The sequence below is a fragment of the Kitasatospora terrestris genome (assembly GCF_039542905.1).
Lineage (GTDB): Bacteria > Actinomycetota > Actinomycetes > Streptomycetales > Streptomycetaceae > Kitasatospora > Kitasatospora terrestris.
The window spans coordinates 5,602,372-5,617,847 of the sequence record NZ_BAABIS010000001.1; the positions used below are offsets into that span (position 1 = coordinate 5,602,372).

Annotated in this window: 13 protein-coding genes; 12 read left to right on the top strand and 1 reads right to left on the bottom strand. The window is 73.6% G+C overall.

The features are described 5' to 3' along the window. The first annotated feature begins 237 nt into the window (after positions 1-237). The 6 genes from ABEB06_RS25770 to ABEB06_RS25795 all read left to right on the top strand — a co-directional run bounded on the left by ABEB06_RS25770 (position 238) and on the right by ABEB06_RS25795 (position 7,799). On the top strand, positions 238-981 hold the full coding sequence (locus tag ABEB06_RS25770) for an NUDIX hydrolase (protein ID WP_345699260.1): 744 nt from the start codon (positions 238-240) through the stop codon (positions 979-981). Positions 982-1,250: 269 nt separating this feature from the next. After that, the gene (locus ABEB06_RS25775) at positions 1,251-2,759 is read left to right on the top strand and encodes an ATP-binding cassette domain-containing protein (protein ID WP_345699261.1); all 1,509 of its coding nucleotides are present in this window, start codon (positions 1,251-1,253) and stop codon (positions 2,757-2,759) included. Between the two features lie 99 nt (positions 2,760-2,858). Further along, positions 2,859-3,791, top strand: coding sequence for a hypothetical protein (locus ABEB06_RS25780; RefSeq protein WP_345699262.1), 933 nt, complete (start codon positions 2,859-2,861; stop codon positions 3,789-3,791). A 110-nt stretch (positions 3,792-3,901) separates the two neighbouring features. Further along, positions 3,902-4,828: a FadR/GntR family transcriptional regulator gene (locus ABEB06_RS25785; RefSeq protein ID WP_425559700.1), complete on the top strand. Its 927-nt coding sequence runs from the start codon at positions 3,902-3,904 to the stop codon at positions 4,826-4,828. Between the two features lie 339 nt (positions 4,829-5,167). Further along, positions 5,168-6,796 carry an RNA polymerase sigma factor gene (locus ABEB06_RS25790; protein ID WP_345699264.1) on the top strand — a complete coding sequence of 543 codons (1,629 nt, stop codon included), beginning with the start codon at positions 5,168-5,170 and terminating at the stop codon, positions 6,794-6,796. Positions 6,797-6,944: 148 nt separating this feature from the next. Further along, entirely contained in the window at positions 6,945-7,799 is an 855-nt protein-coding gene (locus tag ABEB06_RS25795; protein ID WP_345699265.1) for a S1 family peptidase, read from the top strand. A gap of 180 nt (positions 7,800-7,979) precedes the next feature. Here ABEB06_RS25795 and ABEB06_RS25800 read toward each other — a convergent pair whose 3' ends face one another. Then, a complete protein-coding gene (locus ABEB06_RS25800; protein WP_345699266.1) occupies positions 7,980-8,210 on the bottom strand; it encodes a DUF7455 domain-containing protein in 231 nt (76 codons plus the stop codon). Between the two features lie 471 nt (positions 8,211-8,681). Between ABEB06_RS25800 and ABEB06_RS25805 the strand changes: the two genes are divergently transcribed. From ABEB06_RS25805 to ABEB06_RS25830, 6 genes are all read left to right on the top strand, one after another. After that, on the top strand, positions 8,682-10,802 hold the full coding sequence (locus ABEB06_RS25805) for a DNA gyrase/topoisomerase IV subunit B (RefSeq protein WP_425559702.1): 2,121 nt from the start codon (positions 8,682-8,684) through the stop codon (positions 10,800-10,802). A gap of 137 nt (positions 10,803-10,939) precedes the next feature. After that, a complete protein-coding gene (locus ABEB06_RS25810) occupies positions 10,940-11,419 on the top strand; it encodes a DUF1453 domain-containing protein (protein WP_345699268.1) in 480 nt (159 codons plus the stop codon). Between the two features lie 22 nt (positions 11,420-11,441). Continuing rightward, entirely contained in the window at positions 11,442-12,614 is a 1,173-nt protein-coding gene (locus ABEB06_RS25815) for a sensor histidine kinase (protein ID WP_345699269.1), read from the top strand. Continuing rightward, positions 12,611-13,336: a response regulator gene (locus ABEB06_RS25820; protein WP_345699270.1), complete on the top strand. Its 726-nt coding sequence runs from the start codon at positions 12,611-12,613 to the stop codon at positions 13,334-13,336. Before ABEB06_RS25815 ends, ABEB06_RS25820 begins: the two co-directional genes overlap by 4 nt. A gap of 110 nt (positions 13,337-13,446) precedes the next feature. Then, positions 13,447-13,872, top strand: a complete 426-nt coding sequence (locus ABEB06_RS25825) for a DUF485 domain-containing protein (protein WP_345699271.1) — start codon at positions 13,447-13,449, stop codon at positions 13,870-13,872. Further along, positions 13,869-15,473: a solute symporter family protein gene (locus tag ABEB06_RS25830; protein ID WP_345699272.1), complete on the top strand. Its 1,605-nt coding sequence runs from the start codon at positions 13,869-13,871 to the stop codon at positions 15,471-15,473. The genes ABEB06_RS25825 and ABEB06_RS25830 overlap by 4 nt, the downstream gene beginning before the upstream one ends. Positions 15,474-15,476 lie beyond the last annotated feature (3 nt).

Here is a 15,476-nt window from a genome sequence, read left to right on the forward strand (position 1 = left end):
CCGGTCGGCATCCCGGGGCCGGTACCCGGTCGGTGCCCCGGGCCGGCGCCGGGCAGCACCCCGGGCGGTACCAAGGACCGGCGCCGGGCTGTGGATCGGGCTGCGGGGCGGGTTGCGGGGCGGGTTGTCCCTCGGGTCGGCCCACAGCCCGTGGGTCGGGCTGCACCTCAGGCCGTGCGTGGGGCAACCGTCCCGAGCTCTGTGTTTATCGTCAGAGAGACGACTATGATCGTCGGCATGTCGCGCTATGACCCGTCGGCCTTCCCCCCGTTCGCCGTGACCGTCGACCTGGTGGTGCTGACGGTGCGGGACCACGCGCTGTGCGCACTGCTGGTCAAGCGCGGCGAGGCGCCGTTCCAGGGTTACTGGGCGCTGCCCGGTGGCTTCGTCCGCCCGGACGAGGGCCTCGCCGAGGCGGCCTCCCGCGAGCTCGCGGAGGAGACCGGCCTGCGCGCCCACTCCTCGGCTGGCCAGGCGACGGCCGGCGCCCACCTGGAGCAGCTGGCGACGTACGGGCACCCGCAGCGGGATCCGCGCATGCGGGTGGTCAGCGTGGCGTACCTGGTGCTCGCGCCGGACCTGCCGACGCCGCGCCCGGGCGGTGACGCGAGCGGTGCCCGCTGGGCGCCGGTCGGCGAGCTGCTCGGTGCCTCCCCGGCGGACGGCGTGCCGCTCGCCTTCGACCACGGCCAGATCCTCGCCGAGGGCGTGGAGCGGGCCCGGTCGAAGATCGAGTACTCCTCGCTGGCGACGGCGTTCTGCCCGCCCGAGTTCACCGTCGGCGAGCTGCGCCGGGTGTACGAGGCGGTGTGGGGCGTGGTGCTGGACCCGCGCAACTTCCACCGGAAGGTGACCGGCACGCCCGGCTTCCTGCTGCCCTCCGGGGGCACGACGACCCGTCAGGGCGGGCGTCCGGCCCAGCTCTTCACGGCGGGCGGTGCGACGCTGCTCAACCCGCCGATGCTACGCCCGGAGTCCTGACCGGGCGCTCCGGCCGGGCCGGCTCCGGCCGAGTTCCGACCAGGCCCTGAGCAACTCCTGAGCAACTCCTGACCGGCGGACGACCGAGCCCTGCTCCGGTCCTGGTCACGCCGCCGCCGGGTCGTCCGGCGGAAGCTGTCGCCTGATCGGGTGAGGCGCGCGGCCACACCCCCTCCGACGCATCCGGAATGCCCGGAATCTACCGCTCCGCGTCCTACTGTGCTGGCGGCAGGCACAGCGGACGGCGCCCGGACAGGGGAGCGGCAGCGATGATCCAGATCACCGGACTGACCAAGGTCCACCGGCGCGGGCGGCCCCCGGCGCTGCTGGACCTGACCTTCGATGCCCGCCCCGGCGTGGTGACCGCGCTGCTCGGTGACGCGGGCGCGGGCAAGACCACCGCGCTGAGGCTGATGGTGGAGCTCGAACGCGGCCTCGGCATCACGCTGTTCGACGGCCGCACCTACCGCAGCATCCGGCGCCCGGAGCGCGAGATCGGCGTGATGCTGCCCAGCGCGCGCCCGACCGCCGGGCACCCCGGGCAGCGGGCGCGCAGCCACCTGCGGATGCTCGCGGGCAGCGTCGGCCTCCCGGCCCGGCGTGCGGACGAGTTGCTGGAGCAGGCCCGGCTGGCGGCCGTGGCCGAGCACCGGCTGCGCGCCTTCTCGCCCGGGATGAACCGGCGGCTGGCCCTGGCCGCGGCCCTGCTGGGCGACCCGAACACGCTCCTGCTGGACGCCCCGACCGAGGGGCTGTCGCCGCGCAACGAGGAGTGGTTCCACGCTTTCTGCCGATCCTTCGCGGTGGCCGGCGGGACGGTCGTGGTGACCACCCGCAGCCCGCAGGAGGCGGCCTCGCTCGCCGACCGCGTGGTCACCCTGGACCGGGGCCGACTGGTCGCGGACCAGCCGGTGGCGGAGTTCCGGCGGACCCGGTTGCACCCCGAGGTCGCGGTGCGCGGCCCGCAGATGGCCCGCCTCGCGGACCTGCTGACCGGCCAGGGGGCGCAGGTCCGGCGGGACGGCGGCGCGGGCCTTGCGGTGAGCGGCATCGGCCGCACCGAGATCGGCGAACTCGCCTACCGCCACGGCATCCTGCTGCACGAGCTGGCCGACCGGGTGGTGGAGCAGCCGGTACCGCACCCGTCGCTGCCGAGCGGTTCGGGCCGCTCGGGGCACGTCCTGGTGCGCGGGCGCGACCGGCGCGCGGCGGAGCCCGTACCGGCGGCGCGGCCGGAGCCGGCGACCGAGCTGTTGTCCCCGGTCGGCCGGGAGGAACCGCTGCACGAGCCCGTCCCGGCCGCTGTGGTCGTCGGACGCCCCGCCGAGCCCGAGCCCGAGCGCGCACCGGATCCGGTGCCGCAGCACCTGGGCGCGTACCACCCGGGAGCGCACCACATGGACACGCACCACGTGGGAGCGCACCAGATGGGCGCGAACCCGGCGGCACAGCATCTGGGGCCGCAGCCGGGAGCGCAGGTGGGGCAGCAGTCGGTGCTGCCGCCGGCCGGCCGGTTCGCGGACCAGGAGGCGTTCCCGCTGGACGGGCACCTTGTGCAGGCACCGATGGCGGCGCAGGCTCCGGTGGCGACCCAGACCCCGGCGACCCAGGCCCCGGTGGCGGCGCAGATCCCGCCCGCGGCGCAGATCCCGCCCGCAGCGCAGGGCCATGCGATGCGGCCGGAGCGCCCGCTGTTCCGGGAAGAGCCGGCGCTCGACGGCCGGGCGGAGGGCGACGGCGGGCAACCGCCGTTCCCCGGCCCGCTCGCGGGCCACTGATCCGCCGTCACCACGCGGCCCCCACCCGTACCCCTCGCACCACCCCGCCTCGCCCCGCGCCCGACCCGCGCCGGGCCCGAACTCCGGAACGAGTGACCCGTGCGCGTACTGGCCTACGAGCTGCGCCGCCTGCGCGGCCTGCGTTCGACCTGGTTGATCCTGGGCGCCGTCCTGCTGGCCGACGCGGCCGTGGCGGCGGTGCTGGCCCGGCAGTTGCCGGACGGCGAGCTGTCGGTGGCGGCGGCGGTGCGGTGCGTGGCGGCGGTGGTGCCGCTGCTGCCGCTGCCGGTCGCGGCGCTCGGCGCGGGCGCGCTCGGCGCGCTGTCGTACGGGCACGAGGTGCGCTACCCGGGGCTCGCCGCCTCGCGGGTCTCGTTCGGCCGCCGGATCGGTCTGGTCGGCGGCAAGCTCGCCGTGATCGGCGCGGTGTCGGCGCTGCTGGCGGCGGTGTCGCTGGCGGTGGACGCGGTGGTGGTGCGCTTCGCGGCGCTGCCGGACGGGGTGGACGGCTCGGCGGTCTTCGACGGGCTGGCGGCGTTCCGCCCCGGAGCGGCCGCAGCGGCCGCAGCGGGCAGCGCGGCGGTCGGCGCGACGGCCGCGGCGGGAACCGCCCCGGGTTCGGGTCCGGTCGCGGCCTCGGTGACGGACGGCGCGGCGGGCACGCTGCTGGCGGAGGGTTCGGCCGGCCGTCCGCTGCTGGCGTTCGTGGTGATGGTGGTGCTCGGCGGCTGCGCCGGCCTGCTGCTGACCTCGGTGGTGCGCAGTGCGGCGGCCGGTCTGCTGGCGCTGTGCGCGCTCCCGGCATTGCTGGAGCCGACCGCGGGGCTGGTGCTGCGTCAGGGCGGCCTGGAATGGCCGGTGTGGGCGCGCGAGCTGATGCCGTTCCAGTACGGGCTGGACTGGGTGCGCGGGACGCCGGGTGCCGTCGCGACGGCCGGTCCGGAGCCGCTGCTGCTGGCCGCTCTGCTGGCGCCGGTGGTGTTGCTGCTGGCGGCGGGCGTGCTGGTCCAGTTCCGTCGCCGGGCGCTCTGACCGGCGCCGGCCAGGACCGAGAAGGCATGATGTGACCGCAGTGGGACTGGTTTGGCCATTTCTTCCTGATAAGAAGTCAATTATCCAGTCACGGCCGATCACCCTTTCGTGTGCTTTTCAGGAGAATCCTCAAGGCGGCTCCGCCGATCGCCGACAAAGGAGCTGTGAGTACCCTTGCGCACCCCACCATGACCGCAGCCCGCGCGGCCGAGTCGATCTCGGCCGGCGAGCTGGACCGTTTCCCCTACGCCGACCGGCCCACCCCGCCCGCCCCCCGCTGGGAGGGCGCCGAGTCGGAGCTCGGCCGGGTCGGCCGGAAGACCACCAGCAGCCGCGGCCGCGGTCTGCACGGCCAGTTGGTGCAGCAGCTCGGCCAGATGATCGTCTCCGGCGACCTGGGCGCCGACCGCCCGCTGGTGCCGGAGGAGATCGGCCAGCGCTTCGAGGTGTCCCGCACGGTCGTCCGCGAGTCGCTGCGGGTGCTGGAGGCCAAGGGCCTGGTCTCCGCCCGGCCGAACGTCGGCACCCGGGTCCGCCCGGTCGGCGACTGGAACCTGCTGGACCCGGACATCATCGAGTGGCGCGCCTTCGGCCCGCAGCGCGACGAGCAGCGCCGCGAGCTGTTCGAGCTGCGCTGGGCGATCGAGCCGCTGGCCGCCCGGCTGGCCGCCGGCCACGGCCGGGAGGACGTCCAGGCCCGCCTGGTCGAGCTGACCGAGATCATGGGCCACGCCGGGGCCCAGGGCGACCTGGTCAGCTACGGCCGGGCCGACGCCGAGCTGCACGGCCTGGTCCTGCAGATGGCGGGCAACCGGATGCTGGAGCACCTGTCCGGCATCGTCTCGTGCGCCCTCCAGGTGTCCGGCGGCCCGGGCACCACCTGCGAGCGCCCGTCCGACTCGGCGGTCAGCCTGCACGCCCGGCTGGTCGACGCGCTCGGCATCGGCGACGGCACCGCCGCCGAGGCCGCCGTCCGCGCGCTGCTCACCGTCCACCCGGACGTCGAGCACGCGGTCCCCGCCCCCCGCGAGCACTGAGCGCGGTCCGGACGATGGACCGATCGACCGCCCCCGCCGCGCCGACCCCCCATCGGCGCGGCCGGACGGGCCGTCGCAGCGGCGGGACGTAGGCTGCCCGGGGCAGGTGGAGGCCGTTTCCCGGCGGTGTGACCCGCGCCACGACGGGCATGCGTAACACTTGAGGGGCGGCAGCGATGTGTACGGAGCGGAAGCAGCTCCGGAATACCACCACATGTCACAATGCTGTGTTGGTCTGCGGCGCTGCTGCCGTCCCGCAGACCCAGCCCCGTCCACCCACCCGAGTCCTCGGGCGGTCGGGTCCGGGTTCGTGTCCACTCATCGTCCGAGAGGTTGTTCGTGTCGGCCAGCACATCCCGTTCGCTTCCCCCCGAGATCGCCGAGTCCGCGGCACTGCTGGCGCTCATCGAGCGGGGCAAGGCCCAGGGGCAGATCGCCGGTGACGACGTGCGCCAGGCGTTCGAGGCGGACCAGATCCCGGTCACCAAGTGGAAGAACGTCATGCGCAGCCTCAATCAGGTGCTGATTGAGGAAGGCGTGGACCTCATGGTCAGCGCGGCCGAGCCGGCCGGCGCCAAGCGCAAGAGCGTTGCCGCCAAGAGCACCACCAAGCGCACTGCGACCAAGGCGGTCACCACCCGTACGCCTGCCGCGCCGACGAAGCCCCCGGTGCGGATCGCTCCTTCCCCGACCAACGTGGCCCCGGCCGCGACCGTCGCCGCCTCGGTGGCCGCTGCCGAGGTGACGGTCGTCGAGACCATCGACTCGGGCGAGTCGAAGCCGGCGGCGAAGAAGATCGCCGCGGCTCCGGCGAAGAAGGCCGTGGCCAAGAAGGCCGCCGCCGCGCCCGCGAAGAAGACCGCCGCGAAGAAGACCGCCGCCGGCAAGGCCGGCGCCAAGGGCGACGAGGAACTGGTCTCCGAGGAGGAGCTGCTCGAGGACGTCGCGCTGCCCGGTGACAAGCCGGAGGGCGAGGCGGAGGAGGAGACCGACCAGGGCTTCGTCCTCTCCGACGACGACGAGGACGACGCGCCGGCCCAGCAGGTCGCCGTCGCCGGTGCCACCGCCGACCCGGTCAAGGACTACCTGAAGCAGATCGGCAAGGTCCCGCTGCTCAACGCCGAGCAGGAGGTCGAGCTCGCCAAGCGGATCGAGGCCGGCCTGTTCGCCGAGGACAAGCTGAGCCAGGCCGACAAGCTCGCCCCGAAGCTCAAGCGCGAGCTGGAGATCATCGCCGAGGACGGCCGCCGGGCCAAGAACCACCTGCTGGAGGCCAACCTCCGCCTGGTGGTCTCGCTGGCCAAGCGCTACACCGGCCGCGGCATGCTCTTCCTGGACCTGATCCAGGAGGGCAACCTGGGCCTGATCCGTGCGGTCGAGAAGTTCGACTACACCAAGGGCTACAAGTTCTCCACCTACGCCACCTGGTGGATCCGCCAGGCGATCACCCGCGCGATGGCCGACCAGGCCCGCACCATCCGTATCCCGGTGCACATGGTCGAGGTCATCAACAAGCTGGCCCGCGTCCAGCGCCAGATGCTCCAGGACCTGGGCCGCGAGCCCACCCCGGAGGAGCTGGCCAAGGAGCTCGACATGACCCCGGAGAAGGTCATCGAGGTCCAGAAGTACGGTCGCGAGCCCATCTCGCTGCACACCCCGCTGGGCGAGGACGGCGACAGCGAGTTCGGTGACCTGATCGAGGACTCCGAGGCGGTCGTCCCGGCCGACGCGGTCTCCTTCACCCTGCTCCAGGAGCAGCTGCACTCCGTGCTGGACACCCTGTCCGAGCGCGAGGCGGGCGTGGTCTCGATGCGCTTCGGCCTGACCGACGGTCAGCCGAAGACGCTGGACGAGATCGGCAAGGTCTACGGCGTGACGCGTGAGCGCATCCGCCAGATCGAGTCGAAGACCATGTCCAAGCTGCGCCACCCGTCGCGCTCCCAGGTGCTGCGCGACTACCTGGACTAGTCGCTCGACGAAAGGGCCCCTCCGCCGCGGCGGAGGGGCCCTTTCGCTTGTCGCTCGTCCGGGTGGCCCGGTGACGCGCCTCCCGTGCGGAGGGTGATCGCTCGACTACGCTGTGCCGGTTGCCCCCCGTCGATCACCTGGAGATCCGGTGCCGCCCTTCCTGGACACGCTCCCGGCCCGTCTCGGCCGTCGGGCCGTCGCCCTCGTCGCGCTGGCCGCCCTGCCCTCCCCGCTGCTGGTGCTGGGTGCCGCGCAGCAGGCCGGGGCCCAGCGGCGGATCGTCGGCGGGTCGACCGCCTCGACCGCGGACCACCCGTGGATGGTGGCGCTGTCCAGCCGCAAGCAGTTCGGCAGCGCGCACTCCGGGCAGTTCTGCGGCGGGGCGCTGGTCACCGGGACGAAGGTGGTGACGGCGGCCCACTGCTTCTACGACGAGTCGACCGGCCGCCGGACCGACCGGCCGGGGCTCCGGGTGGTGCTCGGCCGGGACGACCTGCGCGGCACGGCCGGGCGGGAGGTCGCGGTCACGAACGTCTGGATCGACCCGGACTACAGCTTCGCCGCCAACACCCGGGATGTGGCGGTGCTCACGCTGGCCGAGGCGCAGCCGGAGCGGCCGGTGATCGAGCTGGTCGGTCCGGGCGAGAGCGAGCCGTACGCGGAGGGCACGCCGGCGACGGTTTTCGGTTGGGGGGACACCCGCGGCGACGGCAGCTATTCGCCGGTGCTGCGGCAGGTGACGGTGCCGATCGTCTCGGACGCGGTCTGTGGTCACGCGTACCCGGCGGGTGGCGACACCGCGTACGACGCGCGGACGATGGTGTGCGCGGGCGAGGAGCGCGGCGGGAAGGACGCCTGCCAGGGCGACAGCGGCGGGCCGCTGGTGGTGGCCGGGCGGCTGGCCGGTCTGGTCTCGTGGGGCACCGGCTGTGCGGAGGCGGCCCACCCGGGCGTCTACACGCGGGTGGCCGCGGTGGCCGAGTCGGTGCGCTCGGTGCTGTAGGCCGGTGTGCTGCCGGGCGCCGGGCGTCCGGAAGTCACGGTCGGCGCGTCACGCGCGGTGGTCTGACGGTCGCTCAGGGTGGCGGCCGGAAAAGAGCGAAGCCGGGCGGCGGGCCCGAGGACCCGCCGCCCGGCCGGCGTCGACCGTGGTCGACTCAGCTCGGCGAACGACCGTGGACGGTCAGCGCTCGTCGTCGCTGGCCGAGTTCGGCGTCGCCGACAGGCGGCCGCTCTCGTCCTGTATGTCGACGGCGATCTTCTTGAGCTCGGGCTCGAACTTCCGGCCGTGGTGGGCGCAGAAGAGCAGCTCTCCTCCGCTGGCGAGGACGACACGCAGGTAGGCCTGGGCGCCGCACCGGTCGCAGCGGTCGGCCGCGGTGAGCGGGCTCGCAGGGGTCAGAACAGTAGTCACGTCGCCTCTTCTCTAGCTCGACGAGCTGTGTACCAGGATCAACATCCAACCAGGTCGAATTCGTTCCCGCTCGTGGCTTTTCTCTCTGAGGATTTCGCTGCGGTGTTGATGCGCCTTGTTGATGAGGAGGTGCCCCGGGCTCCGGTGGTTCATGCGTACCGAATTCCGCGGCGCACCCCCGCACCTCGAACGCCCGATCGGTTCGGGCTCCGGGTCCGCGTAGCATAATCCTCCGCCGGGTTGGAGCATAGCCCCGTCGTGGCGCCCGGTAGCCTGCATCACAGCAGCTCCGCCGCCTGTCCGGCCCGCCACGTTCCGACAGGATCCGTGGTGTCAGCAGGAGATGGCATCCTCGGACCCGCGCGGTCGCCGGAAGTCTTGTTCGCGCAGCGCGTACAAGCCGAGCGGGCCCCGAAGGGCGGCGTCTCAGTTGCTGAGAGCGTGCGGGGTGTCCGTCAACGAGGTGGAGGAGTGCACAGCGTGAGTGGGAAATCGACCGTCCCGGCCTCTCTGGTGACAGGGGAGGACGGGTCCAACTACACCGCGCGGCACCTTCTCGTCCTGGAGGGCCTGGAGGCGGTCCGCAAGCGTCCCGGCATGTACATCGGCTCGACCGACAGCCGCGGCCTGATGCACTGCCTGTGGGAGATCATCGACAACTCGGTCGACGAGGCGCTCGGCGGCTTCTGCGACAAGATCGAGGTGCTGCTGCACGAGGACGGCTCGGTCGAGGTCCGTGACAACGGCCGCGGCATCCCGGTCGACGTGGAGCCGAAGACCGGCCTGTCCGGCGTCGAGGTCGTGATGACCAAGCTGCACGCCGGCGGCAAGTTCGGCGGCGGCTCGTACGCGGCCTCCGGCGGTCTGCACGGCGTCGGCGCCTCCGTGGTCAACGCGCTCTCCGCCCGCCTGGACGTCGAGGTCGACCGCGGCGGCCACACCCACGCGATCTCCTTCCGCCGCGGCACCCCCGGCATCTTCACCGAGCTCTCCCCGGACGCGCCGTTCGAGGCGGGCAGCGGCCTGGCCAAGAAGGGCAGGGCGACCCGGGGGAAGACCGGCACCCGGATCCGCTACTGGGCGGACCGGCAGATCTTCCTCAAGGACGCCAGGCTCTCGCTGGACCTGCTGCACGCCCGCGCCCGGCAGACCGCCTTCCTGGTGCCCGGCCTGACCATCATCGTCCGTGACGAGCGGCTGACGGAGAGCGAGAAGGTCCGCACCGACACCTTCCGCTTCGACGGCGGCATCAGCGAGTTCTGCGAGTTCCTCGCCCCCGACAAGCCGGTCTGCGACGTGCTGCGGCTGCACGGCGAGGGCACCTTCAAGGAGACCGTCCCGGTCCTCGACGAGCTCGGCCACATGACCCCGACCGAGGTCACCCGCGACCTCGGCGTGGACATCGCGCTGCGCTGGGGCGCCGGTTACGACTCCACCGTGCGCTCCTTCGTGAACATCATCGCCACCCCCAAGGGCGGCACCCACGTCACCGGCTTCGAGCGCTCGCTCGCCAAGACCGTCAACGAGGTGCTGCGCTCGGCCAAGATGCTGCGCGTCGCCGAGGACGACATCACCAAGGACGACGCCCTGGAGGGCCTCACCGCGGTGGTCACCGTCCGGCTCGCCGAGCCGCAGTTCGAGGGCCAGACCAAGGAGGTGCTCGGCACCTCGGCGGCCAACCGGATCGTCGCCGCGGTGGTCGCCAAGGAGCTGAAGGGCTTCCTCACCTCCACCAAGAAGGACGAGAAGGTCCAGGCCCGCGCCGTCCTGGAGAAGGTGGTCGCCGCCGCCCGCACCCGGGTCGCCGCCCGCCAGCACAAGGAGGCCCAGCGCCGGAAGACCGCGCTGGAGACCAGCTCGCTCCCCGCCAAGCTGGCCGACTGCCGCAGCGACGACGTCGACCGCAGCGAACTCTTCATCGTCGAGGGCGACTCGGCGCTCGGCACCGCCAAGCTCGCCCGCAACTCCGAGTTCCAGGCGCTGCTGCCGATCCGCGGCAAGATCCTCAACGTGCAGAAGGCCTCGGTGAGCGACATGCTCAAGAACGCCGAGTGCGCGTCGATCATCCAGGTGATAGGAGCCGGCTCCGGCCGCAGCTTCGAGATCGACCAGGCCCGCTACGGCAAGGTCATCTTCATGGCGGACGCCGACGTCGACGGCTCGCACATCCGCTGCCTGCTGCTCACCCTCTTCCAGCGCTACATGCGCCCGATGGTCGAGCAGGGCCGGGTCTTCGCCGCCGTCCCGCCGCTGCACCGGATCGAGCTCACCAATCCCAAGCGCGGCCAGGAGAAGTACCACTACACCTACTCCGACGGGGAGCTGCGCCGCACCCTGCTGGAGTTCCAGGGCAAGGGCCTGCGCTGGAAGGACCCGATCCAGCGGTACAAGGGCCTCGGTGAGATGGACGCCGACCAGCTGGCCGAGACCACCATGGACCCGCGCCACCGCATCCTGCGCCGGATCAACCTCGGCGACCTGGAGGCGGCCGAGCAGACCTTCGACCTGCTGATGGGCAACGACGTGGCGCCGCGCCGCGAGTTCATCGTCGACTCGGCGGCCACCCTGGACCGCTCCCGGATCGACGCCTGACCCGCGGCTGCGAAGGGCCTCTCCACCCCCGGGTGGAGAGGCCCTTCGCCGTCCGGTTCCACCCCGGCTCCGATCCCCGCGACCCGGCCGGTCCGTAGCGTCGAGAGGGTCAGCAACCCTGCAGCCGGGAGACCGAGATGACCACCCTCGCCAACGTCCTGATCGCCCTCGTGGTGGTCGTCCTGGTGGTCGGCCGCCAGCTCAAGGCCCGCCCCCTGGAGACCGGCCGCCGCCCATGGCTCGTCCCCGCCGTCCTCGCGGTGATCGCCCTGCGCGACCCCGCGCTGATCGACCACGACCACCGGGCCACCGCCGGCCTGCTGCTGGCCGGCTCGCTGCTCACCACGCTCGCCATGGGCTGCGTCTGGGGCTGGACCGTCCGGCTGTGGCGCGACGACAGCGGCACGCTGTGGACCAGGGGCACCCGGGCCACCGCGTACGCCTGGCTCGGCATGATCGCGGTTCGGATCGGCTGGTACGGTGCCGCCGCCGCGCTGCACGTCCGGCAGGGCAGCGCCGTGCTGCTGCTCTCGCTCGGCGGCATGCTGCTGGTGCGCGGCCTCGTGGTGGACTGGCGGGCACGCGGCGTCGAGCACGGCCACACCCTCGCCGCCTGAACCGACCCGAGAGGATCCGCCGGTGACCACCCTGGAGCGCTGGACCCGCTGGCCCGCCGGGGACGTCCCGGTCCGGGACCGGCTCACCCCGGCGCGCCGGGTGCTCGCCGTCGGCGGGCGCTCGGTGCTGCTGGTCGCGGTGGTGGTGAGCACCTTCGGCGGCGGCCGGTTCAGCGGATGGCGGGTGCTGCCGCCGCTCGGCTGGCTGCTGGGGGCGGTCGCCCTGGCCACCGCCTGGTTCCTCGCCGTCCGGGCGCGCCGGCTGTGGGGGGTGCTCGCCGCCACCGCCGGGCTGCTGCTGGTCGCCGGCCTGGCCGCCGAGGGCGGCGCCCACACCCTCGCCTCGGTGGTCTGGTGCGGCCTGGCCGTGGTCGCGCTGGTCCGGCTGCCGCTGGGCGCCGCCGTGATCACCGGCGCCGCGGCGCTCGCCTCGTACGGGCTGATGTCCGGCGACCCGGTGGTCGCGGTGGCCGGGGTCACCGCCGGGATCGGCCTGTTCGGCTACCTGCTGCGGCTGGACAACCAGGCCCGCTCGGCGCAGCGCGAACTGCTGGCCCAGGAGCGCGCCGCGCACGCCGCCCGCGCCGAGTCCGCGGCGCTCGCCGAACGGGCCCGGATCGCCCGGGAGATCCACGACGTGCTGGCGCACAGCCTCTCCGCGCAGCTGGTGCACCTGGAGGCGGCCCGGCTGATGATCGACGGCGGCGCCGACCGCGGGCAGATCCGCGAGCGGGTGGTCGCCGCCCGGCGGATGGCCCAGGACGGGCTGGTCGAGACCCGCCGGGCGCTCTCCGCACTGCGCGGCGAACTCACCCCGCTCGGTGAGCAGTTGGCCGAGCTCGCCGAGCTGCAGCGGGCCGAGCTGCGGATCGAGGGCGCCGTCCGGCCGCTGCCCGCCGAGGCCCAACTGGCGGTCCGGCGCACCGCGCAGGAGGCGCTCACCAACGTCCGCAAGCACGCTCCGGGCAGCCGGGCCACGGTCGTCCTGGTCTACCGGGACGACACGGTGGAGCTGGAGGTGGGGAACACCGGCGGCGCCCGCCCGCCGGGCGGCGGGGACTCCGCGCTGGCCGGCAGCGGCTCCGGGTACGGTCTGCTGGGGATGCGCGAACGCGCCGAACTGCTCGGCGGCGAACTGCTGGCGGGCCCCGACGATGCAGGAGGATGGCGCGTGCGGCTGACGGTGCCGGCATGAGCGGGGACGCGATCAGGGTGGTGGTCGCCGACGACCAGACGGTGGTGCGCGAGGGCATCGTGATGCTGCTCGGCCTGCTGCCCGGGATCGAGGTGGTCGGGGTCGCGGCGGACGGCGAGGAGGCCGTCCGGGTGGTCGCCGAACTGGCGCCGGACGTGGTGCTGATGGACCTTCGGATGCCCCGCTGCGACGGGGTGGAGGCGACCCGGCGGATCCGCGCCGGGCACCCCGGCACCGAGGTGGTGGTGCTCACCACCTACGCCGACGACGACTCGCTCTTCCCGGCGCTGCGGGCCGGGGCGCGCGGCTACCTGACCAAGGACGCGGGCGCCGAGGAGATCGCCAAGGCGATCGCGGACGTCCGCTCCGGGGCGGCCGGGCTCGCCCCGCAGGTCCAGCTCCGGCTGCTGCAGCACCTCTCGGCGCCGCCGCCGGCCGCGCCCGCGGCCCCCGTCGGGCCCGAGGCCCCGGTCGCGCCCGCCGCACCGGCGGGGGAGCCGCGGCGGGCCGCGCTGCCGGACGGGCTGACCGCGCGCGAGGCCGAGGTGCTCGCGCTGATCGCCGAGGGCCTGTCCAACACCGAGATCGCCGGCCGGCTGTTCATCAGCCAGGCGACCGTCAAGACGCACATCAACAACCTGTTCGCCAAGACCGGGGTCCGCGACCGGGCCCAGGCGGTGGCGTACGCGTTCCGGCACGGGCTCTCCGGCGCCGGTTCGTGAGCTGACGGTGCCTCACCACATCGGGTGAACGTATCTGCACCGGTTGGCAATAGCGGACGGTGACGCTCCATCATGGTTCGGTCGGCCCCAGTCGGACCATGGAGCAAGCAGTGGCACAACAGGAACGGTTCGACTGGTGGGTCGGCGGGCCGGCCCCGCGCGCGGCCCGGGCCGCGCGGACCTCCCGCCGGGTGCCGGTGCCGCGCCCCGCCGAACGGACCCGCGGCGGCGAGGTCTACCGGGCGGTCCAGGCGGGCGACGCCTTCCAGGAGATCCGGCGCGGCTACCGCCGCTTCACCTTCCCCGCCGTGGCCGGCTTCCTCACCTGGTACCTGCTGTTCGTCACCGCGCAGGCCTTCACCCCGCGGCTGATGTCCCGCCAGGTCGCCGGCCCGGTCAACCTGGCCTGGCTGCTGGGCCTGCTGCAGTTCGCCAGCACCTTCCTGCTGACCTGGCTGTACGCCCGCAACGCCCGCACCAAGCGCGACCGGGCCGCCCTCGAACTCCGCTGGGACACCCAGGACCAGCTGCGATGAGCGCCCACTCGCACCACGGCCTGGCCGTCGCCCTGTTCGCGGTGGTCGTCCTGATCACCCTCGCCATCACCCTGTGGGTCGGCCGCCGCGGCCACGCCGCCGAGGACTTCTACGCCGGCGGCCGGGACTTCAGCCCGCTGCAGAACGGCTTCGCCCTGTCCGGCGACTACCTCTCCGCCGCCTCGTTCCTCGGCGTCACCGGCCTGATCGCGCTCTACGGCTACGACGGCGTGCTCTACAGCATCGGCTTCCTGGTCGCCTGGCTGGTGGTCCTGATGCTGGTCTCCGAACTGGTCCGCAACTCCGGCCGCTACACCCTGGCCGACGTGCTGGCGCTGCGGATGCGCCAGCGCCCGGTCCGGGCCGCCGCCGGCACCGCCTCCCTGGTCGTCACCCTGATGTACCTGGTCGCGCAGATGGTCGGCGCGGGCAGCCTGGTCGCCCTGCTGCTGGGCACCGACAGCGCCCAGGCCAAGGGCTGGACCATCGTCGGGGTCGGCGCCCTGATGATCGTCTACGTCACGGTCGGCGGGATGCGCGCCACCACCTGGATCCAGATCGTCAAGGCGTTCCTGCTGATCGCCGGCTCGCTGCTGCTCACCGTGCTGGTCCTGGTCCGCTTCCACGGCGACCTCGGCGAACTGATGCGCACCGCCGCCGACCGCAGCGGTGCCGGCCGGGCCTACCTGGAGCCGGGCCTGCGCTACGGCGCGAGCACCGTCAGCCGGCTCGACTTCGTCAGCCTGGGCCTGGCCCTGGTGCTCGGCACCGCCGGGCTGCCGCACATCCTGAGCCGCTTCTACACCGTGCCCACCGCCCGGGCCGCCCGCCGCTCCACGATCTGGGCGATCGGCCTGGTCGGCTGCTTCTACCTGATGGCGATCGTGCTCGGCCTCGGCGCCGGCGCCCTGGTCGGGGCCGGGGCCGTCCGGAAGGCCAACCCGGCGGGCAACACCGCCGTGCCGCTGCTCGCCCGCGACCTGGGCGGCGGCGCCGGCTCGACCGCCGGGGTGGTGCTGTTCGCGGTGATCTCCGCGATCGCCTTCGCCACCATCCTCGCCGTGGTCGCCGGACTCACCCTCGCCTCCTCCGCCGCCTTCGCACACGACCTGTACGCCCGCGCCTGGCGCCGCTCCGACGAGCGCGAGGTCACCGAGCAGCAGGAGGTGGTCGCGGCCCGGATCTCCGCCGTGGTGATCGGCGCGCTCGCCGTGCTGCTCAGCCTGTTCGCGCAGCGGATGAACGTGGCCTTCCTGGTCGGCCTGGCCTTCGCGGTGGCCGCCTCCGCCAACCTGCCCACCCTGCTGTACAGCCTGTTCTGGCGGCGCTTCACCACCCGCGGCGCGGTCTGGGCGGTGTACGGCGGCCTCGTCCCGGCCGTGCTGCTGGTGCTGTTCTCGCCGGTGGTGTCCGGGGCGAGGACCTCGGTGCTCCAGGGCGTCGACTTCCACTGGTTCCCGCTGGAGAACCCCGGGCTGGTCTCCGTCCCGCTGGGCTTCCTCGCCGGGTGGCTCGGCACCGTGCTCTTCCGCGAGACACCGGACGAGGACCGCTACGCCGAGCTGGAGGTCCGCTCGCTGACCGGCGCCGGCGCGGCCTGAGCC

Bases quoted from the DNA above. Each gene is read 5' to 3' on its own strand.
- ABEB06_RS25770 (WP_345699260.1), top strand. From the start codon at position 238: ATGTCGCGCTATGACCCGTCGGCCTTCCCCCCGTTCGCCGTGACCGTC.
- ABEB06_RS25775 (WP_345699261.1), top strand. From the start codon at position 1,251: ATGATCCAGATCACCGGACTGACCAAGGTCCACCGGCGCGGGCGGCCC.
- ABEB06_RS25810 (WP_345699268.1), top strand. From the start codon at position 10,940: ATGACCACCCTCGCCAACGTCCTGATCGCCCTCGTGGTGGTCGTCCTG.
- ABEB06_RS25820 (WP_345699270.1), top strand. From the start codon at position 12,611: ATGAGCGGGGACGCGATCAGGGTGGTGGTCGCCGACGACCAGACGGTG.
- ABEB06_RS25830 (WP_345699272.1), top strand. From the start codon at position 13,869: ATGAGCGCCCACTCGCACCACGGCCTGGCCGTCGCCCTGTTCGCGGTG.